This window comes from Xanthomonas sp. BRIP62415 (genome assembly GCF_003993515.1).
In the GTDB taxonomy this organism is placed as follows: domain Bacteria; phylum Pseudomonadota; class Gammaproteobacteria; order Xanthomonadales; family Xanthomonadaceae; genus Xanthomonas; species Xanthomonas euroxanthea.
On record NZ_QEZH01000032.1, the window covers coordinates 105,245 to 125,594 of the forward strand.

At 60.4% G+C, this 20,350-nt stretch carries 21 protein-coding genes and 1 pseudogene; 15 read left to right on the forward strand and 7 right to left on the reverse strand.

Annotation, left to right across the window (positions count from 1 at the left end):
* Nucleotides 1–66: 66 nt before the first annotated feature.
* Nucleotides 67–507 carry a DUF2846 domain-containing protein gene (locus EO141_RS17605; protein ID WP_102583183.1) on the forward strand — a complete coding sequence of 147 codons (441 nt, stop codon included), beginning with the start codon at nucleotides 67–69 and terminating at the stop codon, nucleotides 505–507.
* Nucleotides 508–748: 241 nt separating this feature from the next.
* Here the strand turns inward: EO141_RS17605 and EO141_RS17610 are convergent.
* Nucleotides 749–1,214 (reverse strand): annotated as a pseudogene (locus EO141_RS17610) (phage integrase N-terminal SAM-like domain-containing protein); the annotation flags it as partial.
* A 277-nt stretch (nucleotides 1,215–1,491) separates the two neighbouring features.
* Between EO141_RS17610 and EO141_RS17615 the strand changes: the two are divergent.
* The 12 genes from EO141_RS17615 (at nucleotide 1,492) to EO141_RS17680 (ending at nucleotide 10,580) form a co-directional block, all read left to right on the forward strand.
* Entirely contained in the window at nucleotides 1,492–2,181 is a 690-nt protein-coding gene (locus tag EO141_RS17615; protein WP_164739279.1) for a DUF2971 domain-containing protein, read from the forward strand.
* Nucleotides 2,182–2,257: 76 nt separating this feature from the next.
* Nucleotides 2,258–2,578 (forward strand): hypothetical protein, encoded by a 321-nt coding sequence (locus tag EO141_RS17620; protein WP_127169824.1) that lies wholly within the window; start codon nucleotides 2,258–2,260, stop codon nucleotides 2,576–2,578.
* 70 nt (nucleotides 2,579–2,648) lie between these two features.
* On the forward strand, nucleotides 2,649–3,137 hold the full coding sequence (locus tag EO141_RS17625; RefSeq protein WP_127169825.1) for a hypothetical protein: 489 nt from the start codon (nucleotides 2,649–2,651) through the stop codon (nucleotides 3,135–3,137).
* 321 nt (nucleotides 3,138–3,458) lie between these two features.
* A complete protein-coding gene (locus EO141_RS17635; protein ID WP_126961804.1) occupies nucleotides 3,459–4,070 on the forward strand; it encodes a hypothetical protein in 612 nt (203 codons plus the stop codon).
* 70 nt (nucleotides 4,071–4,140) lie between these two features.
* Nucleotides 4,141–4,650, forward strand: coding sequence for a hypothetical protein (locus tag EO141_RS17640; RefSeq protein ID WP_127169827.1), 510 nt, complete (start codon nucleotides 4,141–4,143; stop codon nucleotides 4,648–4,650).
* Between the two features lie 1,631 nt (nucleotides 4,651–6,281).
* Nucleotides 6,282–6,635: a SymE family type I addiction module toxin gene (locus tag EO141_RS17650; RefSeq protein ID WP_127169828.1), complete on the forward strand. Its 354-nt coding sequence runs from the start codon at nucleotides 6,282–6,284 to the stop codon at nucleotides 6,633–6,635.
* Nucleotides 6,636–7,338: 703 nt separating this feature from the next.
* Entirely contained in the window at nucleotides 7,339–7,668 is a 330-nt protein-coding gene (locus EO141_RS17655; RefSeq protein WP_127169829.1) for a hypothetical protein, read from the forward strand.
* Between the two features lie 97 nt (nucleotides 7,669–7,765).
* Entirely contained in the window at nucleotides 7,766–8,128 is a 363-nt protein-coding gene (locus tag EO141_RS17660) for a hypothetical protein (RefSeq protein ID WP_127169830.1), read from the forward strand.
* A 117-nt stretch (nucleotides 8,129–8,245) separates the two neighbouring features.
* Nucleotides 8,246–8,692: a GNAT family N-acetyltransferase gene (locus EO141_RS17665; protein WP_127169831.1), complete on the forward strand. Its 447-nt coding sequence runs from the start codon at nucleotides 8,246–8,248 to the stop codon at nucleotides 8,690–8,692.
* Between the two features lie 72 nt (nucleotides 8,693–8,764).
* The gene (locus EO141_RS17670) at nucleotides 8,765–9,556 is read left to right on the forward strand and encodes a hypothetical protein (protein WP_127169832.1); all 792 of its coding nucleotides are present in this window, start codon (nucleotides 8,765–8,767) and stop codon (nucleotides 9,554–9,556) included.
* Between the two features lie 300 nt (nucleotides 9,557–9,856).
* The gene (locus tag EO141_RS17675) at nucleotides 9,857–10,039 is read left to right on the forward strand and encodes a hypothetical protein (protein ID WP_180496860.1); all 183 of its coding nucleotides are present in this window, start codon (nucleotides 9,857–9,859) and stop codon (nucleotides 10,037–10,039) included.
* A 202-nt stretch (nucleotides 10,040–10,241) separates the two neighbouring features.
* A complete protein-coding gene (locus EO141_RS17680) occupies nucleotides 10,242–10,580 on the forward strand; it encodes a YfeK family protein (protein ID WP_241236682.1) in 339 nt (112 codons plus the stop codon).
* Nucleotides 10,581–10,792: 212 nt separating this feature from the next.
* Here EO141_RS17680 and EO141_RS17685 read toward each other — a convergent pair whose 3' ends face one another.
* The 3 genes from EO141_RS17685 to EO141_RS17695 form a co-directional block, all read right to left on the reverse strand.
* Entirely contained in the window at nucleotides 10,793–12,892 is a 2,100-nt protein-coding gene (locus EO141_RS17685; protein ID WP_241236683.1) for a methyl-accepting chemotaxis protein, read from the reverse strand.
* Complete coding sequence (locus EO141_RS17690) at nucleotides 12,889–13,368, reverse strand: hypothetical protein (protein WP_241236684.1); 480 nt, start codon at nucleotides 13,366–13,368, stop codon at nucleotides 12,889–12,891. Before EO141_RS17690 ends, EO141_RS17685 begins: the two co-directional genes overlap by 4 nt.
* Nucleotides 13,369–13,948: 580 nt before the next feature.
* The gene (locus EO141_RS17695) at nucleotides 13,949–14,383 is read right to left on the reverse strand and encodes a helix-turn-helix domain-containing protein (RefSeq protein ID WP_104583885.1); all 435 of its coding nucleotides are present in this window, start codon (nucleotides 14,381–14,383) and stop codon (nucleotides 13,949–13,951) included.
* Nucleotides 14,384–14,517: 134 nt separating this feature from the next.
* Between EO141_RS17695 and EO141_RS17700 the strand changes: the two genes are divergently transcribed.
* Together EO141_RS17700 and EO141_RS17705 are read left to right on the forward strand one after the other, a co-directional pair.
* Nucleotides 14,518–15,405 carry an SDR family oxidoreductase gene (locus tag EO141_RS17700; RefSeq protein WP_126945170.1) on the forward strand — a complete coding sequence of 296 codons (888 nt, stop codon included), beginning with the start codon at nucleotides 14,518–14,520 and terminating at the stop codon, nucleotides 15,403–15,405.
* A gap of 539 nt (nucleotides 15,406–15,944) precedes the next feature.
* The gene (locus EO141_RS17705; protein WP_127169833.1) at nucleotides 15,945–17,390 is read left to right on the forward strand and encodes an OprO/OprP family phosphate-selective porin; all 1,446 of its coding nucleotides are present in this window, start codon (nucleotides 15,945–15,947) and stop codon (nucleotides 17,388–17,390) included.
* Nucleotides 17,391–17,542: 152 nt separating this feature from the next.
* On the opposite strand, the gene EO141_RS17710 is transcribed toward EO141_RS17705, so the two are convergent.
* From EO141_RS17710 to msuE, 3 genes are all read right to left on the reverse strand, one after another.
* The gene (locus tag EO141_RS17710) at nucleotides 17,543–18,574 is read right to left on the reverse strand and encodes a methionine synthase (RefSeq protein ID WP_119129344.1); all 1,032 of its coding nucleotides are present in this window, start codon (nucleotides 18,572–18,574) and stop codon (nucleotides 17,543–17,545) included.
* A gap of 28 nt (nucleotides 18,575–18,602) precedes the next feature.
* Entirely contained in the window at nucleotides 18,603–19,586 is a 984-nt protein-coding gene (locus EO141_RS17715; protein WP_127169834.1) for a DUF1852 domain-containing protein, read from the reverse strand.
* 168 nt (nucleotides 19,587–19,754) lie between these two features.
* Nucleotides 19,755–20,348: an FMN reductase gene (gene msuE, locus EO141_RS17720; RefSeq protein ID WP_164739280.1), complete on the reverse strand. Its 594-nt coding sequence runs from the start codon at nucleotides 20,346–20,348 to the stop codon at nucleotides 19,755–19,757.
* Between the last annotated feature and the right edge of the window lie 2 nt (nucleotides 20,349–20,350).

The following is a 20,350-nucleotide window of genomic DNA, read 5'->3' on the forward strand; positions in this document are numbered from 1 at the left end:
TTGCGGTCTGCAGCTGATGTGGTGCGAGTCGTCGATCAGATACTTACTTGATATGCCAGGGGACCCATGACCAAATTTTTTGCTCTCGCGCTAGTCTCATTCGTTGCCCTTGCATCTGGCTGCGCCTCGGTGCCGATGGGGCCTGCCGCACAAGATGCAGCACTGAAAAATTTTCCCGCCCCCGCAGAGGGGCAAGCGGGAGTGTATATCTACAGAAACAGTTTTGCCGGACATGCCCTTAAGAAGAACGTTTATATTGATGGCAAATTTTTGGGCGAGAGCGCAAATAAAACTTACTTCTATCAACAGGTCAAGCCTGGCGAACACACGGTTTCGACCGAGTCCGAGTTCAGTGACAACGCGTTCAACTTCATCGCGCAGGCAGGCATGAATTATTTCATTGAGCAGTATATCAAAATCGGCGTTTTTGTAGGCGGTGCAAACGTCAAACTTGTGTCTGAGCAAGAAGGCAAGAAAGGCGTTCTAAACTCTGGACTCGCCAAATAATTCATATCAAGAATGGATGTTTGGCCTGGCTCCAGACATCCATTCATGCCTCTCCTGATCCCGAGCATCACATGATTCATCTATCAGATCGTCAGTAAAAATATGTTCTATAAATAGGCTTGAGCATTTCAGGAATAAAGTAGCAAGCATGCGCGCGCCCTTCCGAACTGATTTGGTTGTGCAAGATCACCGTCTATTCGCACTGCACAAGCTGATTTACAGTAGCTCCCACCGATCTGCGTTTTCGATCGCGCACCAGGAGCTCACCGCGTACGGCATCCACATCCTTGATATGCAGCTGCAGGCATTCTATCAACCGCATGCTGCTGCCGTAGAGCAGGCTAGCCATCAACCAACACGGCCCGCCAGCACCGCCAGCAGGCGTGCAACCTCCTCGCGCGAAAGCGCCACGGAATACGCCTCGGACGATTGGCACGCACCAGGTTTTCCATACACGGCAGCACGATGCGCAGGACTTCGCGGTGGAGGAACAGCAGCGCAGCTAATGCCTGGTTCTGCGTACCCGCAGACACCTGCCCATCGGTCGCCGACCGGGTGAGGAACGCCTCGACCTCCACCTGCCCCATCTGCGCCAGATGGCGCTTGTCGCTGGCGAGGATGAAGCGTCGTATCCAACTGAGATAAGCCTGCTCGGTTCGCAGGCTGTAATGCCGTAACCGCAGGTGGTCGCGCACCTGATCGAGCAACCGAACCGGTGGACGTGCTGTTACGCCGTCGTGTTTGGGGGTGTATTTCGTACGCCTGCGTCCTTGCTGGCTAACACCGCAAGCATCCGCATGGTCGCGGCCGCTTACTACCGTGCGACCCTGTGACTGGGGCTAGGAGTTCCCCATTCACAAAGTATCCGTGATCGAAGATACTCGCCACAACACCGCATTTCGGCGGTCCAAAGTAATTGGCCCCTAATCTATGATCTTGCCGCCGCACCTTTTTAAGTACCAGCGAGTAGATCTAAACTCGCTCGTGAGCCTACTGGCTCGGGTTGTGTATTTTGGATCGCCAAAGAATTTCAACGATCCTTACGACTGCGCTGTCAGCGCAATCGTTCAAGAATTGTCCGATGAGGGGCTAACTGAACTCCTGTCAAGGATTGATGCTTCACACATTGCGGCAATCGAGCCAAATATCCGAAAGATGTTGTCTGCACAAGCCCGATCTACTTTGCAGGAGATGGCTGGAGAATTCCTAGAAAAGCGGGGCGTTACCTGCTTTTCTGAGACTAATGAAAATCTTCTTATGTGGTCGCACTATGCGGACAGTGGAACGGGGATGTGCTTGCAGTTCGACACAAAAGACGCCATTTTCAGCAAAGTGCATCGCGTGAAGTACGTTGATGCGTTTCCTGCTGTAGCTGCGGATGAACTTCTCATAGACAAAAACTACTCCCGAATCTTTGAGCTTTATTGCACAAAGTCTAAAGACTGGTCTTACGAGCGGGAGTGGCGCTCTTTTCACGAGACAGCTGGGACGAAATTTGGCTACGAGTCAAATAGTCTGGCCGGAGTGTATCTAGGACCGCGCATTACGAACGAGATGGCCAATCTGGTTGCTGCGATGCTGAAAGGCTATGAGCAGCGCGTGCCTCTCTACATATCAAAGCCTAGTGCTGCTGAGTTCAAGATGGAGTTTCAACTTGCGCAGTACGGGGGCTAATAATTCGCTCAAGCCGAAACCACTTCACGGTTCGGCTTAACTCAGGCGCTAGGCGGCACACAAAGGATAATATCAAATGAGTTATTTTGAAGAGAAAAGCGAAGAAATATCCGTTAATTCGATGACGTCTTTTGGCATTGGCGTGATTACGCGCTACGGAAAGGCTTGGCAGATGGCCGAGATGCTCATGTTCACAAGCGCCTTATCCGCTCGCGGCCTGCATCCGCTTGTATCTAATGTTTTCTATGACTCTAAGAGCGACTGCTGTTCGTTTGAGTTCTCGCAAGAGATCTCGCCGGACGAGAAGGACGGAATTCTCGCTTGCGCTGAGAAGCATATCTCCCAGTTCGACTGGGATGGTTACGTTCTCCATGGCGGCCCACTGGGTTCCACCTAACAGTTCATTCAAGCCGATGCCGCTTCGCGGCACGGCTTAATTCAAGCGTTAGCGCCCACATGGAGACCACATGATTAACCTGAACGGGCCAGAAGACACATACAGGCAGCTGGTTGAACAGTCCGACAAGAGCTGGCTGCTCGGCCTATTAGCATTTGCAACGATCGAAGAGCAGCGCATTGAATGGATGCGACATTACGAAACTAAAAATGGCGCACTGCCCTCAGATCAGTTAGTCCACGACTGGTACCTGCAGCAGCCGAGCGGCGTACTATTGAGAGCAAGCGGTGCAGCTGAGAGCGCCTTGCAACTTTACGCACAGGAGGTTGCTTCGACGCTAGAGGAAGACTACCGTCAGGAGATACAACAAAGCACTCTTATCCGAGAGATTCGGTCACACAATAGATTCTGGCCACAATTTGGCGCTAACGTTGCCGCTGGGCTCGTAAGCACACTTATTTTCTCAGTAGTTCTTGTCATTCTGGCTGCTGTCGTTCTTAAAGATCCATCGCCCGTTGCTTTGATCCGCCAACTGCAGGAGTCACCCAATGGCAAGTGAAAAGACGTCTCGTCGCGCAGCATCAGCCGCATCTAAGATCCTAAGTGACGGTAGCGGCAGCAAGTCTTCAAAATCAGCCGCTGGCTCTGCCCTGTCTCAGTCTCGGAGCAAAAAAGTCACTTCCTCATCTGCAGCGTCTGCCGCGTCAAAGACGCTTAGAGACTCGTCAACAAGCAAGTCATCAAAAACTTCAGCTGGTTCAGCGTTGACGCAGCGACCGAGTCGAAAAAATTAGCAAAGGTGGGCGCTAACAATTCATTCAAGCCGAACCCGCTTTGCGGGTCGGCTTAATTCAGGCGTCGGATAACAGGATCAATTTAGATGGTGTCCAAAATATGCTTTGTAGTTTGTCCGATCGGCGAAACTGGTTCAGAAACTCGCCGTCGCTCCGATCAAATGCTCAAGTATGTGCATGAGCCGGCTTTAGCAAAATTTGGCTACGAGATCGTTCGAGCAGACAAGATACTCAAGTCTGGCCTCATCACGAGCCAGATCATTAATCTAATTATTGAGGCTGATCTTGTTATTGCGGACCTCACTGATAACAATCCAAACGTCTATTACGAACTCGCACTTCGGCATGCCACAGCAAAGCCGTTCATTCAGGTGGCCATCGCTGGACAAAAGATACCCTTTGATATTTCTGGACTCCGCACCATCTTTGTTGATTTGACCGACCCGGACAGTATTGAGAGTGCAAAGAGCGATCTGGACGGCCATGTCAAAGAATTTATGTCCGGCCACAAAGCAGACTCACCGATTTCATTAGCCAAAAATGTTCGGCTGCTTCAAACAGATCCTGATCTGGCGGAAAAGCTACTTGAACACATCAGCAACATGTCCGGCAGTGGATTTGCAAGCCTTGATGATCTTGATGACAAGCTTGATGATATCCGCAACATTCTCGACGACCTCAACGGGCGCATTCCCTAGCCCGTTGTCTAACAATTCATTCAAGCCAAACCCGCTTCGCGGGTCAGCTTAATACAGGCGTCAGAGAGCCATGGGAAGTTCCGATATCATTGCAGTTCTCGCGCTCATTGTTAGCTTGGCATCTGCCTACATCAGCTACAGAGCCTTCTCACATTCCGTCAGTGTGCATGAGCTCGAGTCGACACTAGCATTTGAGAGAGATAAATCTGAGTTACTGATGCACGTGGAGCAAAGCCGCAACCTATTCTCGTCGTCGCGCCGCGAGATCGAGCAACTTCAATTTGTCTTGTTCCACCAGCCACCACAGGTGCAGGGCGCCCTAAAGAACTACGACAATTTGTTCACTGAGTTCCTGCCGAGGCTTGTGGATTCAGAGCGACAAGCCGACCTGCTCTGGGATGAGATTCATGCATGGCGCGACAAGTCGGGTAGAAGTGCCTTCGCACACCACACACCGAGATTCCGTTCGCTAATTGAGAATGACCGCGTGGCCCACGACTCTGCGCTATTCTGCGCGCAAGAAGTGCGGGCACAGTTGGGGCGCGCGCAGGACTTGTTCAACAAAGGGTTGCTCGGATAGACCTCCCACAGGTTTTTAAAACCGATGCCGCTTCGCCGCGCGGCTTAACTCAGACGTTAGGATGGACAGGATACTATCCGTGGTGTTCAAAAAACTTATCGACTCGTTAGCAAGCTCGAGTGCTGACAAAGATATGAGCACGGCCTTGCAGTTGTCCAAGAGTGGTGGCTCGCTTACAAGGCAGAAAACCCGGACCAAGATGAACAAGATATTGTGCATTTCGTCGCGCCGCTTTTCGCTCCAATGGTGGCGCGACTTGGCTCTGACTCACGCTGGGGTAAGAAGTCACAGGCAGCAAAGATTGATCTCATCTTTTTAATTCTACTAGCAGACGTGGATACGGAGATTGGTCGAGCCAAGCTTCAAGCTATACGTGAGCATCTTGCTGCAGGTAAGTAATTCTTTCATTCTGTCAGATACGCCCTAACCATTCGCTCAGGTCGAACACGTTCGTAAGAGCAAACACGGCAGAAAGAGCTTGTTATGTTTTCTCCACTACGCGTCTCCGCCTAGTTCAAGAATTATTGTCCGCAATGCCCATCTCTAAGCACGAAGTAGTACGTGTCATCGCAAACATCCCGACCGACCGTATAGATCACGGCGCCAGCAAAAGGCCTCCTCAGATTGGAGACCTTGGGGCAGTCGTTCTTGCTCATGCGGCTCAGCCGGGCCACTCGGCGACTTTCGTGGTCGAGCGCGTAGATTCGGACGGCTGCACTATCTGGCTAGCAGATGTATTCGCGTCTGAGCTAGAGCGCGCACCGGGCACTCCGGGCGGGGCGTAACAATTCATACAAGCCGAAGCCGCTTCGCGGCTCGGCTTCACTCAGGCGTTAGCCGCATGAAAAAGATGCCAGTACTGTTGATTTCATGCCTCTTGGCTGGAGGTTGCGACCATCTATCAGACACTGTGACGAGCAACTACCCCACCCTGGCCGATGCAAGATCCGATCAACTGTTCGGTCGCGGTTGGCTTCCCGACATACTTCCGCCCAGTACAACTGACATCCGCACATCCAACGACTTGGACAGCAATACATCTGTCGGTGAGTTCAGCTTCAAGAGTGGAGAAAGCTTCGCTTTCTACTCAAATCTTCAGTCCGGACTCCCCACATCATCCAGAATCGGCAGCTGGTCGGAATCGTAGGAGACTACGCCGATACCAGACACACTCAATGGCAGTATCGAGACTCCGATACCACGTGGGTGTTCTTCTGCGAGCAGCAGGCAAACAAGTGTATGTATTACGCATGGCTCCGGTAGCTGCTAGCAATTGAGAATAAGAGGCCAGACTTGTTTTCCAGATTCCTCATCGGTATGGGCAACGGCTTCGTTGGACGCTGATCGGCTCCCTGCTTGTCGAGGCAGTTGACATCCCAACAAACACGCAGCAATCTCTTCCTCAAGGAGCGTAGAAACTCCTCGAACAGCGGTACCCACCTCCGTCAAACCGGTGGGTTTTTTGTGCCTGCAGCTTCTTGCGGGTGCAACCGACGCGATGCCTGCGTCGGGAGGGCGGCTAATACAATACCCTCCGGGGAAATACGCCCGCCGACTGTTCGCGGTTTCTAACCTCCCGACATCCCGTCGCCGCCCGGCGGCGGGGCCTGTTCGTCAAGGAGGGCTTTGCCATGCGTCGATCCACGTCCCGTCCCAAGCCAGCGCGCAAGCGCGCCACGGTGCCACCGCCCACCGAGATCGTCTGGCGCTCGCTCGACCCAACGATCACGCCGCGGCCCTACCTCGACCGCCCCTCTATCCCGGAGCCCCGCCCCGATCCCACCAAACCGCGCCGCCCAGGCCACCCGCGCGCGCCGCAACACTGCACTGTTGGCTATGGCTACTACCCCGACAGCCACCAGCGCATCCCCACGCTGCGCCTACGCGGCCGCTGGTTGGAACAACTGGGCTTCACCATCGGCAGCAAGCTCGACATCCGCATGCGCAACGGTGAGCTGGTCGTGACTGTGGCGCCCAAGGACTAGGCGGGTGAGCCATGCAGCACACATGCCCAAGCCCGCATCGAACGCAACGCATTTTATTACCACGCCGCGCGTGCTCGCCGCTCCTCGTGCAGGACAAAGATGGAGCACCAAACCGTCGTCCTGCATCTCACGTTGGAACAACTCGACTAAGGCATAGCACACGGTCACGGCAAGCCGCACTGGCATAACGAACGTTTGCCGCAAACGCTTGCAGCAATTGACGGCCATGGACGACTCGGGGAGGATCGTTTATACGCCACACGGGCAGCCCCAGTAATAGTCAGGGGACTTGGAGGTTTGGATGGAGTTGATGCTTCTAGTGGGTGCGGTACTTGCGCTTGGCAATATCGTCGCATCGGTTGCAGTGCTTCGCGTTTCGACGCTGTCGCCATCACAACGCGCATTGCAAGTTGCTGTCGTCTGGCTTGTTCCAGTCATCGGCGCAGTCGTTTGTACTGCGTTTGCTTCTTCTCAGGTACCTGGCTCCACATCGTCCAGTACAAGTGACCCGCTCTATTCGTCGTCCGATGGTGGCGCATCGGGTGGTCAGGACATTGGTTTTTCCGGTTGCGATGCGGGGGACTCTGGCTGTGCCGGGAGCAGTGACTAGTGGCGACGCCTGGCAATTCATTCAAGCCGGATCCACCTCGCGGGCTGGCTTAATCCAGTTGTTAGACCGTTAGAGATATTTCGAGAGAGACAGATGATTCTTTGGGGATGGGGCGAGCGAGTGCTGACCTTCGACCTGGCAGAACATGAGTACTGCCAGAGGTGCGAGCAGAAGCAGGACTTCACACTGCGTCTCAAGTACAAGTACGGACACTTTTATCATCTCTTCGGGTGGGTCATCTCCAAGCAGTACCAGCTCATTTGTCCTGTTTGCTCGCACGGCTGGATAGTTAACGCTTCGGCGGCAGAAGCGCAGATTGGTTGCAATCCCGTGCCGTTCCATCAAAGATCAGGATGGATCGTCATGCTTGTCCTTGCAGCAATCATTTGGTTTGCAGCCGTGACGTATCGGCATGCGGCCTGACAATTCATTCGAGCCGAAGCCGCTTCGCCGGTCGACTTAGCTATTCGCTCAAGCCGAAGACGCCTAACAGTCCAACATAGCCAGGCTATTGAAATCCATGTCTGATCCCCCACAAATGTCGGCAATTGAGGCATCACACCTCTCATACAATGCTTTCCTATTTACTGTAGAGACGTTGGCCGAGCCAGCGGAAGAGCAGTGCCAAGCGATGGGCGACTACAACACCGCTTGGGAGCTACGAGATGATGCTCTGTACGGACATAACCTGATAGGTACTGGCTTCTTCACAGAACAGCAGGAATCTGCTGTTCTTGCATTTATGGGCGCGGCACATCTTGTTCCGGTCAATGACATACCAGGAGGCTCGGGGCGCACCGTAAATCTTGTAGCAATGCAGCACCCCGCTTGGGAGCAGGTTCGCTTGTTGGCTAAGCTCTCCTGGAAATACTTGCTCCAGTGACCGAGGCAAACAGAGCATTTGTTGGTTCTCCCGCTGATTCGTCCTAGAATTTCAATCAAGCCTCATCCACCTATCAAATCGAATGAGCGTAGCCGTTCGGTGCTGCAGGGATTTGCAATGACTCATTCAACGCCCTACCGCGTTGTGCATCAAACACCGACTGTCGAGGCGTATCGGCATCTTCGGCAAGCAAGCGGCTTGAGTCCGAAGGCACTTGAAGCCGCCGAGCGCGGGCTGCCCAACTCGCTCTTCAGCGTGCAGGTACTTTGCGAGGGCGAGCCGGTGGCGATGGGGCGCGTTATCGGTGATGGCGGCTGTTTCTATCAGGTGGTCGATATTGCCGTCTTGCCAGAGCATCAGGGCTGTGGTCTGGGTAAGGCTGTCATGGGCGAGATCGCCAATTATATTGAGCAGGAAGTTCCTGATTCGGCGTACGTCAGCCTGATTGCGGATGGCCAGGCGTACAGGCTCTATCAGCAGTTCGGTTTCGTGTTGACTGCGCCCGCCAGTGTAGGCATGGCCTTCAAGAGGAACACCGCGAGCGCAGCGCCAAACCTTCGGTAGAGCTACCATTGTTCTGCTGCGCTCGCGCCCAGCGTTCCAATCTGTCACTCACGCACTGCCGCCAAGGAAAGCATGTTCTCCATCTTCAAGAAGAAAGCCGCTCCGTTATTGATCGTTCGAGCCAATGGACAGGAGTTGTGTCGCGTTGACCAGAGCGATGTTCCGTGCGAGATCAAGCCTTCTGCGTGGTTGAGGGCCGATAGCATCCTGGAGTTTGCCGACTCGGCGGGGGAGGTGCACCGGCATGAACTTGGTACTGCGACCGGGTGGTTCCACTTCTCGGTTCGCGTACATCCCAACCTCGGGTGCCAGGCGGACTGCGTCATTTCGCAGACCGAGCAGCTCGATCCGGACGCATTTGCGACCGGCAAGGCATCCGGGATCAGGTTTCAGCCGTTCTTCCTGCCGGGTGCCAGCGTCAACAGTTCCGCCCTTGCAGGCAAGGGGCTGTTTGCCAGGGGGCTGCACTTCAACGGCTTGGTCACAAATAGCAACGTGGTGCTTTCCTGCGAATGCGACCATTGCAAGCGTTCGTTCCTGATCCGCTCCTACCACGCCGGCTTTAGCAACGCGGGATACTTCTACTCGGGGTCTGGCAACTACACCATCACGGTCGACAGCCATCTGCCTGGCAGCCCTGCAGCGCTGTCCGACCCGGATGCCGAAGCGCTTGCTGCGCTGGAAGATGCACTGCCGTTGGCGCCGGATGGGTCGCGCTACGCCTACCTCAATCCCTTCCGCTGCCCGCATTGCTCCGAGCCTTACATCGATTTTGAGGCGAGCCCGGGTTTGCGGGCGGGCGAGTATTACGGGAATTACTTCGAGGGTTCGACGCTGCTGCGATACGCGCCGGCGGATGTCTAGCATCCTTCCGGATGGCTCCATTGTTGCGTTGCCGCTGGTCTGGCCTTGCTCGCTAGATAACGCTTCCCTAACGGTTCTGAACCCGCTTGAGCGGGCGTCTAATGACGCGTCGCTTGCTGTAAAACATCGGCCTTTTGGATGTCGTGACGTCCCGCTGCCGCTGACACAGCGCGCAGGCTCCTGTGTTGCAACGCGAGTCCAAGGCATTAAAATCAAGGCCGTGGTGTGTGTCAGTGACCGCCTGCGCAGTGCAGGGCCATCGCCAGGCGGATCGGGTCAACCATCAACGAAGGAATGCTCATGTTGAAACCAGCAGATACCAAGCTCTATTCCAAATTGGTCGGCGCCAGCATTGCCATCGGCGCAGGCCTTGGGGCGGCCCTCGGGGGAGCGATGGGCAACCTGGCTCAAGGCATCGGCCTGGGTCTCTCGCTTGGCTCCGTTTTCGGCATTGCCTTGGCGCGCCGGCGTGGGGCCATCTGACGCCTGCATGAGGTGACAGGCGCATGTCGCTAGGCCGACGGCGCTGTGCCGCTGGAGCCGAGGTTGATACCGTCTGGTAACCGCTGTGAAATGCAGCCTTGGCAGCGGATCCGCAGCTGTTTCGGTACCGCCCCTCGATGCCGGTCGGCAAGGCACTTTCATGCGCTACCATTCGTCGATGAATATTAGATCGTGTCTTGCAGTGTTCCTGCTCGGTGTCTGTGCATCGGTTTCAGCCCAAGGGATTTCGCCCGCCACCACGCGCGAGGTCGGTCAGCTTTTCAGGGTCCTTGAACAATCCAACTGCGAGTTTTCGCGCAATGGGTCGTGGTACGCGGCGCCGAAAGCCAGCGAACATTTGCAGCGCAAGTACGAGTATCTGCAGAAAAAAGGACTGGTGACGTCCACCGAGTCCTTTATCGAACTTGCCGCCACCAAGAGCAGCGTGTCGGGCAAGCCGTATCAGGTGCGTTGCGGCAATGCTGCGCCGGTATCGAGCCAATCCTGGTTCACCGGCAAGCTGCGCGAGCTGCGCAAGTAGTCGGCAGGCGTCAGCATCAGGCCCTGCGCTGCGGCATCTGCCTTGCAGCGCCGCCTGTTGTAGGCGCTGGCAACGCCGCTGGACAGTTTCTGTGGACCGGCAGGCCGAAGGCGATGGTTGCACCATCGGCCTTGGAAAACCCGGCGTCAGCTCCGGCGATCAGGCAAGATGACGCGTGGTGCTATCGCGCGCCGAAGATACGCTGATGTAGATCAGGCAACGCGCAGCCGCTGCACTGCACCAGCGCTGCCATCGCGCTCGTCGGCCACAAACGCACTCACTGCATCCTGCAGCTGCGCGGCGTGGTCGCCCATGGCGCGTGCGGCGGCGCTGGCGTCCTGCATGCGGGTGACACCGTCGCGCATGTCCGTATCCACACCGGCGAGGGTGTGATGCACCTGCGCGATGCTGCCCGCCTCTTGTTGTGAGGCGGTGGCGATCCTGCTGAGCGTGCTGCTGACCTGGCCGATGGTGGCGACGATGTGCTGCATGCCTTCGCCTGCGTGGCGCACCTGTTGCACGCCGGCCTGCATATGCGTGACCGATTCGCCGATCAGGGTCTTGATCTGGCTGGCAGCGGCGGACGAGCGCAAGGCCAGCGCGCGCACCTCGCCGGCGACCACGGCGAAGCCGCGGCCTTCTTCGCCTGCGCGTGCAGCTTCAACTGCGGCATTGAGGGCCAGGATATTGGTCTGGAAGGCGATGCCGTCGATGACCGAGACGATGTCCTGGATGCGCCGCGAGGCCTGTTCCATTTGCTGCATGGTGCCCATCGCCTGGTGCATGGTGTCACCGCCACTGCGTGCGGCCTCGGAGGCGGCGGCGGTGAGCTTGTCGGCGTCGGCCGCCTGCGCGGTGTGCTGCTGCATGGTGCCGAGCACGGCCTGCATCTGGGTGGCGGTACGGCCCAGGGTGGCCGACTGCCGCTGCACCTGCTGCTCCAGCGCATCGTTGCGAGTGAGGATCTGGCCGGCGGCGTGATTGATCGCGGTGCTGGAGCTGCGGATCTGCGCAATGATGCGCGCCAGCTCGTCGGCGGTGGCATTGGCGTCGCGCTTCATCTGCTCGAACACGCCTTCGCAGTGACGGTCGATGCGCTGGGACAAATCACCACGCGACATCGCCGCCAGCATGCGGCGCATGTCCCGCAGGCTGTCGTCGGTGATGGCGAGGAACTGGTTGACGCCCTCGGCCAGCTGCCCGAGCGTGCCGCCGCTGGCGTGCCCCTGCAGACGGGCGCCGAGCTCGCCGCGCGTCGCCTGTGCAATGACGGTGGCCAGCTGTTCTTCCAATGCTAGATCCTGCGTGCGGTCCTGCCACTCCACCACCACGCCCAGCGAGGCGCCGTCGTGATCGCGAACGGGGGTGATGTTTTCCTGCAGCTGCAGCGCCGCCAGCGCGCGCGTCCTGCTGGTGCCGGCGTCATGCCCGGCCTGCACCGCGTCGGCCAGTGCGCTGTGCAGCACCTGTGGGTCGACCTGCGTGCTCAGTTGCTGGAACGACTGGTTGCGATAGATGGCAGCGCCCTGCCCGTCGACGATGGCCACCGCCATTGCCGATGCATCCAGCGCCAGGCGGATACGGCGATTTTCCAGCAGCAGTTGCTGCTGTTGGGCGATGCGCTCTTCCACCTGCACGCTCATGCGCACCAGCGCCTGCGCCAGCGAGCCGCTGCGGAAGGGCTGCTGCAGGATGGCCGGCGGCAAGGTCGCACCAGTGGCCAGGGTGTCGGCCAGTTCGACCAGTGCCTCGGCCTCGTGGTCGAGGGCATCGACCTGGCGGCGCAGTTGAATCGCCATCACGCAGACGAAGGCGGTTTCGACGATCACATAGCCGGCGTGCAGCACCACGATGCCGAAGCCGCTGCCGACAGTGAACGCCTGCACCGGCATGCCACGCGACTGCAGCCAGTAGAACGCCAGGTGATGCACGGCGATGGCGCCTGCGGCGACCACCACCGGCAGCCAGTCGCGGTAGTACAGCAGCAGCGCCAGGATCACGAATACACCGAAGTGCATTTCCACCAGGCCATGCGCCTGCTGGATGGTGGCCGCGACCAGGGCCATCAGCACCAGCGCATTGGTGATGCGGGTCAGGCGCGTACCGGGGTTGGCCTGCACTTGCCAGGCCATCAGCAACAGGCTGGGCAGCGTGACGGCGACAAACGTGGTCCATTGGCCCTGGTACCAGGCCAGGCCCAGCGAGCCGATGCCCTGCAGCACGGCCAGCCACAGAAACAAGCGGTCGGCCTTGATCGCCAGGCGAGTGGCGTAGGTGGAGGTCGGCGGTGCCGATGCGGACAGTTCCATCATGACAGCGACTCCACGGCACAAGGACAAGGGGACACCAGCGCGGCACCGGGGGTGCGCGCCAGGACATCGGGTAACCAGCGCGACCACTCCGCCGCGCCGGCCGTGCCGCACACGGCGCCACCGTCTGCAGGGCCGGCATAGCGCGGTTGGCCGTCGGCGCCGAGCAGCCACACGGCATAGCCGCTGCCACGCAACGCAGGGGTGTCGAGCATGCGCACCTGCCCGCCACGCGCGCGCACCGCGCTGCTGAGCACGGCCCAGGCGCGATCGGCGGCCAGATCGCTACACGCACAGGCGCCTGCGACGCCGATCAGCATCGGCGTCTGCTGCGCGGCCGGAAGGCTGGCCTGGACCTGCGTCCACGCACTTGCCACGTCGTTGGCGTGCGCAGGTGGCGTGGTCCAGGCCACGGCGATCCAGCCGCACCATAGCGCGAGCAGGGCAGCGCCCAGGGTGCGTCGCGTTGAGGCGGACAAGGTGCCGAAGACAGGCATGGCGCGGCGGATTCACGAGATCAGGTGAGCCCTTATCGGATACCGGTGCATGCGCTTGAGCAGGCGTGCGATTGAAATTTGCGATGGCGGTGATAGCGCGCGGCCGGCCCATGATGCCGCAAGGGTTTGCGGGCTGCGGCCCTGATGGTGGCGCCATCGGGCGTTTATCCGGCGCGGGATTTTGTGAGCACCATTTCACAGTGCCATTGGTACACCGGCGTGCCGGCGGTGCCGCAGAGACGGCGGCGGCAACGTGCGCGGCGGCCAACGCGGCAGCTCGCTGTTGGCGTAAGGCGGCCGTGATGCCCTCACCCGTGGTGTGGATCACGCGCGGGACTGCGCCTGTCGACAGCAGCGGCGCACGACACGCCCTCGCCGGGGCTGACCCGCGCTTGAGGGGACGGGAGACCGATGCGCCACCAATGCACGGCAGCCCTTGGCAAACGTGGCATCGGCCCACTGCTGCATCCCTGTCCCGCACACCGACGATCAACCAGCGCGCCGACTGGCCCACCTGGCAGTCAGCGCCACCAGCTTTCTCTTCATTACGGCAGGCGGATGCCTATGCCATCGCTTCGTCGGCATCCAGCGCAACCGCCGCCTGCTGGGCACGATCGAAGCGTTCGCGTGCGGAGCGGATGGCGGCATGGTTTTCGCCTGCCCAGTTGAGCAGCTGCGAGATCGGGTCGAGCAGCGCCACGCCAAGCTTGGACAAGGCATATTCCACGCTGGGCGGCTTGGTTGCGTAGACCTTGCGGGTGATCATGCCATTGCGCTCGAGGTTGCGCAGGGTCTGGGTCAGCATCCGCTTGGAGATGTCCGGCACGGCGCGCTGGATGGCGCTGAAGCGGGAGGGACCGGGGATCAGCGTCAGCAGGATCAACATGGTCCATTTGTCGCCGATCTGATCGAGCACGTCGCGCACCGGGCACTTGGTCGCATCGAACGGCATGCCTTGCAGGGACGGCGGCGGCGGAAACAGAGCAATCGCGTTCACTGGGATATCTCACGGTAACCAGGGGGTGGAAAACTGCCTCCTTGCGGAGGTTTGAACGGCACTGACAATAGGTGCGCGGACCAAGAGTCTAGATAGTAGACCATACCTCTTATCAATACCTACTGGAGTTCACCATGGCACACACCTCCCCCCTGATCCTCGTCACCGGCGCCAGCGGGCAGCTGGGCGCATTGGTGGTCGAAGCACTGCTGGCGCGTGTCCCGGCCGCACGGATCGTAGCAACGGCCCGCGATACAGCGTCACTCGCGCAGTTCGCAAAACGCGACATCAACGTGCGTCGCGCCGACTATGCGGACCCGCAGAGCCTGGACCAGGCCTTCGCGGGCGTGGGCCGGGTGCTGCTGGTGTCGTCCAACGCGGTGGGCGAGCGCGTGCCGCAGCACCGCAACGTGATCGAGGCGGCCAAGCGCGCCGGCGTGGACCTGCTGGCCTACACCAGCGTGCTGCACGCCGATACCAGCACGCTGTCGCTGGCACCCGAGCATGTCACCACCGAAGCGCTGCTGCGCGACAGCGGCGTGCCGCATGTGCTGCTGCGCAATGGCTGGTACACCGAGAACTACACCGGTTCGATCGCGGCCGAAGTGGCGCATGGCGCGGTGATCGGCAGCGCCGGCGAGGGCCGGATCAGCGCGGCCACGCGCGCCGACTATGCCGAGGCCGCCGCAGCGGTGCTGGCCGCCGACACCCCGCAGGCCGGCAAGGTCTACGAGCTGGCCGGCGATACCGCCTTCACGATGGCCGAGTACGCCGCCGAGGTGGCGCGGCAGTCCGGCAAGCCGGTGGCCTACCACGACCTGCCCGAAGCCGACTACGCGGCGGCGTTGGTGCAGATCGGCCTGCCGGCCGCCTTCGCACAGGTGCTGGCGCAATGCTCGGCGTCCTCGCGTGGCGGCAGCCTGTTCGACGACAGCCACACGCTGAGCCAGCTGATCGGCCGCCCGACCACGTCGCTGCCCGATGCGGTGGCGGCGGCGTTGCAGGCGGCGCCGGCCGGCTGAGGCGAGCCTTGGCTTGGCATCGCGCTGCTCGACACCCTGCAGCAGCACCAGCCCGGCAACCTGCCAGGCATTGAGTGATCCGGCGAAGGCGGGCGACGACCCGCCTTCGCCATGTTCTGCCTCGCCGCCCCCTCGCCCGCTCGCGCGAGAGGCAACCGCCGCGCCGCGGCCCTGTACGGCGTGCGGCTACGGCCTTGCGTGGGCACCCGCATCTTGCTTCACCGTCTCCGCGTGGCCCTGCGTGGCCTGATGCCAGCATGGCACCACAGGCGCCCGGCGCCCGACCTGCGCGCCGATGGGCCCGCCTTCGGTGCGTCGCACAACTGACACGCGCCGGACACGCAGCTGACACAGCGTTGCGCCGTGCAGGCTGCCGATGTCACCAAACTGACATCAAATCTAAATATAACTGCACGCATTGCCGCACCGTCAGGACGACCGGTCGCCCTGGTGGCGTGCCGGTGCCGTGTTCGCCGCCCCGCCGGGCAGCGCCGGCCTGATGCTGCCGCCGACCCGTTTCCCTTGCACGAGCCGGACCCATGAAAAAACGCAATCTCGCCACCGTCCTGTGCGCCCTCAGCGCGACCGCCAGTGGCAGCACGCTGGCTGCCGAGCTGGAGCTGTACGTGGACCGCAAGACCAAGCAGATCTTCGCCGAGCCGGCCCCGGGCCGCGACAAGCTGGGCAAGTTCGTGCAGGTGGACGAGAACGGCAAGCTGCCGGCGTCGGCGATGCCGGCCGCCCCGGCATTGCCGCCCGCCCTCGCAGGGCCGGTGCCAGCCGATACGCCCATCGCCCAGGCCGCACCTGCGCCCGTGCCCGCAGCAGCGCCGGCCAAGGCCAGCGAAGCCGGCAAGAAGTGGTACGACAAGCTGAGCCTGCGCGGCTACACGCAGATCCGCTACAACCAGGGCATTGGCGGCGACGCGCAGGATCTGCGCGCACCCGGTGACCGCTTTATCGGCAACGACCAGAGCCTGGGCATCCGCCGCGCGCGCCTGGTGCTCAGCGGCGATCTCAACGAGCACGTGTCGCTGTACTTCCAGCCGGACTTTGCGAGCACGCCGACCGGGTCGACCACCTCCAACTTCGCGCAGCTGCGCGATGCGTATGCCGACATCTACTTCGACAAGAAGCGCGAGTACCGCGTGCGCGTGGGCCAGTCGAAGATGCCGTATGGCTGGGAGAACCTGCAGTCCAGCCAGAACCGTCTCACGCTGGACCGCGCCGACGCACTCAACTCCGGCCTGCGCGACGAACGCGATATCGGTGCGGTGTTCTACTACAGCCCCACCGTGGCCAAGGGCCGCTTCCAGGACCTGGTCAAGTCAGGCTTGAAGGGCTCGGGCGACTACGGCGTGATCGGTGCCGGCGTGTACAACGGCCAGGGCGCCAACCGCGCCGAGCGCAACGACAGCATGCATGCGGTGGTGCACGCCACCTACCCGTTCAAGTTCGCCAACGGCCAGTACCTGGAAGTGGGTGCCGACGCCTACAGCGGCCGCTTCGTGCCGACCGCGGCGGCGGTCAACATCGGTGGACGCAGTTTCACCCCGGCCATCACCGACCCGAACGGCTACACCGACCAGCGCGTGGCCGCGCACATCATCTACTACCCGCAACCGTTCGGCCTGCAGGCCGAGTGGACGGTGGGCCGCGGCCCGGAGCTGGATGTCGCACAGCGGCGCATCCGCACCCGCTCGCTGAGCGGCGGCTATGTGCAGGCGATGTACAAGCACGATGGCAGCTACGGCACCTTGCTGCCGTACCTGAAGTGGCAGACCTACCGCGGCGGCTCCAAGTTCGATACCAATGCGCCGCGCATGCGCCTGGACGAAGTGGAAGCCGGTGTCGAGTGGCAGCCGATGGATGCGCTGGAACTGGTGTTCGCCTATTCGAAGATGAAGCGCACCGACGTCACCACCGCGCCGTACCCGGTGGTGGAAGGCGACCTGTTGCGGCTGCAGCTGCAGGTCAATTACTGACCCCTGCCAGCCGATGGAAAACGAACAAGCCCCCGCATGCGGGGGCTTGTTCGTTGTTGCTCCACCGGTCGTGACCAGCCGTGGCGGCGGCAGGATGGTACTCGCCTCGGCCCTGGTGCCTTGACCGCCGATCCAGTGCCGGCACCGGCGTGCTAGCGGGCTGCCAGCTCTCCACGAATGATCTCTGCGCCTGCACTGAGCGCCTTGAGCTTGCCCCTTGCGACGTCCCGGGCAAGCGGCGCCATCCCGCAGTTGGTGGACGGGTAGAGCTTGTCGGCATCGACAAAGCGAAGCGCCTTGCGCAGCGTCTCGGCCACCTCCTGCGGTGTTTCGACGGTATTGCTCGCCACGTCGATGGCCCCGACCATCACCTTCTTGCCGCGCACCAGTTCGATCAAATCGATCGGCACGTGCGAGTTGTGGCACTCCAGCGAGATGATGTCGATCGACGATGTCTGCAGCTTGGGAAACGACTCTTCGTACTGGCGCCACTCCGAGCCCAGGGTCTGTTTCCAGTCGGTATTGGCCTTGATGCCGTAGCCATAGCAGATATGGACGGCGGTCTCGCACTTGAGTCCTTCGACCGCGCGTTCGAGGGTGGCCACCCCCCAGTCATTGACCTCGTCGAAGAAGACATTGAAGGCCGGCTCGTCGAACTGGATGATATCCACGCCGGCCGCTTCGAGCTCCCTGGCTTCCTCATTGAGGATCTTGGCAAATTCCCATGCCAGCTTTTCGCGGCTTTTGTAGTGCGCATCAAACAGGGTGTCGATCATCGTCATGGGACCGGGCAGCGCCCATTTGATCGGCTGCCGGGTCTGCTGGCGCAGGAACCTGGCATCGTCCACGAAGACGGGCTTGGGGCGGCTGACCGCGCCAACCACGGTCGGCACGCTGGCGTCGTAGCGATCGCGAATCCTGACGGTTTCGCGCTTTTCGAAATCGACGCCGCTGAGGTGTTCGATGAAGGTGGTGACGAAATGCTGGCGGGTCTGCTCGCCATCACTGACGATATCGATGCCGGCATGCTGCTGTTCCTGCAGCGACAGGCGCAATGCGTCCTGCTTGCCTTCGATCAGTTCGGCGTCCTGCAGCTTCCAGGGAGACCAGAGTTTTTCCGGCTGCGCGAGCCAGGACGGCTTGGGCAGGCTACCGGCGGTAGACGTGGGGAGCAGCTTTTTCATGATGAGTGGTGTCTTGCGTTCCTGTTGATTAGACAGCGTGGCTGGAGGCCCACTGCGCGAGCATCGTCCCGTAGGGCCTGATGAAGTGCTCCTCGGTGAATTTCCCCTGCGTCACCGCGAGCTGGCTGCGCTCTTCGCGGTCGTAGACGATCTGGGTAGCGGAATAATCCTGGTGCTTCAGGCTCGGCTGGTAGATGGCCCCTGCCGCGGAATTGGCGTTGTAGATCTCTGGCCGGTAGATCTTCTGGAACGTTTCCATGGTGCTGATGGTGCCGATCAGCTCGAGGTTGGTGTAGTCGTTGAGCAGGTCGCCGATAAAGTAAAAAGCCAGCGGGGCAACGCTGTTCGGCGGCATGAAATAGCGCACCTGCAGGCCCATCTTGGCGAAATACCGATCGGTCAAGGAGAAGTCGTCCTGCCGGTATTCGATGCCCAGGATGGGGTGCCGGTTTCCGGTTCGATGGTAGACCCTGCTGGTGGAGACGCTGATGCAGATGACCGGCGGTTTGGTGAAGCGCGCCGTGTAGGCGTCCGAGTCCACGAAGTGCTTGAACAGCGTTCCGTGCAGGCTGCCGAAATCGTCCGGGATGCTGAAGCCGGACGCATCCTGATTGTGCGCTGGCAGCAGCACGCTGAAATCGTAGTCGCGCACGTAGGAGGAAAAATTGTTCCCTGCAATGCCCTCGATGCGCGCGCCGGTGGTCTTGTCGAGGATGCTGGGCTTCAGGATCTCGATCAGCGGAAAGGCGTCGCTGCGTTCGCGCGCATCGATGTGCATCTGGACCGAGATGATGTCCAGCTCGACAGCGTAGCGGTCGCGCCCGGGGTTATCCCAATGCGCCAGGTCGTTGCAGCGGTTGTCGATCATCGCAAGCGTGTTGCGCAGGTTTTCCTGCCGACGCTGCCCTCTGGCCAGGTTGGCAAAGTTGGTCGTGTTGCGCGTATTGGCCGCGGGACGGTAGTCCTCGTCAAACCGGACGCTGTTGATGCTGAAGGTGAATTCTTGAGTCATTGCAAGCTGACGCCTTGTTTCCGAGTTGAATACGAGCGCAGGTCTCGGCGCAGGTATGGATACCCGCCGGGTGGATGCCGCCACTCCGGACCGGCCGGCAATCACCCACCGATCCTGTGGCCGGCGACGGGTGTGGCGGCCCGCCGAGCAGCCGTGGGCTGGATGGCCTCAGGCCGCAGCCACGTCTTCTGCAGCGATGGCACGTGCCTGCCGCGTCAATGCGATCAGCGGCAATGCCCGCTGCACCGCCAGCCTGGCCCGCTCGGCCAGGGCCTCGTTGTGCACGCGGTAGTCCAGGAAGTCGCGGTCGGTGGCGTAGACGCCCAGTGGCAACGTGCGTGCCTGGAAGAAGCTGAAAAGTGGCCGCAACTGGTGGTCGATCACCAATGCATGGCGCTCGCTGCCACCGGTTGCCGCCAGCAGCACCGGCGTGTCGATCAAGGCATCCTGATGGATGAAGTCGAAGAAGTGCTTGAACAGCCCGGTGAAGGAGCCGCGATAGACCGGCGTGGTCACCACCACGACGTCGGCCTGCTCCACCGCCGACAGTGCCTGCTCCACCGTCGCCGGCAGCTGCGAGCGCCACACTGCACCGGCAAACTGCGGTGCCAGCGCCCCGAGTTCCACCAGCTGTTGCTCGCACGGCACGGCCTCGGCGATCAGGCCCAGCAGGTGCTCGGCCAGGGCGACGGCCTTGGAGGGGCGCTGCAGCCCGCCGGAGACGGCGACGACGCGGAGGGGATGTGGCACGTTGACAGTCATGC

What these genes read in the sequence shown, in the direction of transcription:
- EO141_RS17605 (WP_102583183.1), top strand. Translation starts at nt 67, where the DNA reads ATGACCAAATTTTTTGCTCTCGCGCTAGTCTCATTCGTTGCCCTTGCA.
- EO141_RS17620 (WP_127169824.1), top strand. Translation starts at nt 2,258, where the DNA reads ATGAGTTATTTTGAAGAGAAAAGCGAAGAAATATCCGTTAATTCGATG.
- EO141_RS17625 (WP_127169825.1), top strand. Translation starts at nt 2,649, where the DNA reads ATGATTAACCTGAACGGGCCAGAAGACACATACAGGCAGCTGGTTGAA.
- EO141_RS17635 (WP_126961804.1), top strand. Translation starts at nt 3,459, where the DNA reads ATGGTGTCCAAAATATGCTTTGTAGTTTGTCCGATCGGCGAAACTGGT.
- EO141_RS17640 (WP_127169827.1), top strand. Translation starts at nt 4,141, where the DNA reads ATGGGAAGTTCCGATATCATTGCAGTTCTCGCGCTCATTGTTAGCTTG.
- EO141_RS17650 (WP_127169828.1), top strand. Translation starts at nt 6,282, where the DNA reads ATGCGTCGATCCACGTCCCGTCCCAAGCCAGCGCGCAAGCGCGCCACG.
- EO141_RS17655 (WP_127169829.1), top strand. Translation starts at nt 7,339, where the DNA reads ATGATTCTTTGGGGATGGGGCGAGCGAGTGCTGACCTTCGACCTGGCA.
- EO141_RS17660 (WP_127169830.1), top strand. Translation starts at nt 7,766, where the DNA reads ATGTCTGATCCCCCACAAATGTCGGCAATTGAGGCATCACACCTCTCA.
- EO141_RS17665 (WP_127169831.1), top strand. Translation starts at nt 8,246, where the DNA reads ATGACTCATTCAACGCCCTACCGCGTTGTGCATCAAACACCGACTGTC.
- EO141_RS17670 (WP_127169832.1), top strand. Translation starts at nt 8,765, where the DNA reads ATGTTCTCCATCTTCAAGAAGAAAGCCGCTCCGTTATTGATCGTTCGA.
- EO141_RS17675 (WP_180496860.1), top strand. Translation starts at nt 9,857, where the DNA reads ATGTTGAAACCAGCAGATACCAAGCTCTATTCCAAATTGGTCGGCGCC.
- EO141_RS17685 (WP_241236683.1), bottom strand. Translation starts at nt 12,892, where the DNA reads ATGATGGAACTGTCCGCATCGGCACCGCCGACCTCCACCTACGCCACT.
- EO141_RS17700 (WP_126945170.1), top strand. Translation starts at nt 14,518, where the DNA reads ATGGCACACACCTCCCCCCTGATCCTCGTCACCGGCGCCAGCGGGCAG.
- EO141_RS17705 (WP_127169833.1), top strand. Translation starts at nt 15,945, where the DNA reads ATGAAAAAACGCAATCTCGCCACCGTCCTGTGCGCCCTCAGCGCGACC.
- EO141_RS17710 (WP_119129344.1), bottom strand. Translation starts at nt 18,574, where the DNA reads ATGAAAAAGCTGCTCCCCACGTCTACCGCCGGTAGCCTGCCCAAGCCG.
- EO141_RS17715 (WP_127169834.1), bottom strand. Translation starts at nt 19,586, where the DNA reads ATGACTCAAGAATTCACCTTCAGCATCAACAGCGTCCGGTTTGACGAG.
- msuE (WP_164739280.1), bottom strand. Translation starts at nt 20,348, where the DNA reads ATGACTGTCAACGTGCCACATCCCCTCCGCGTCGTCGCCGTCTCCGGC.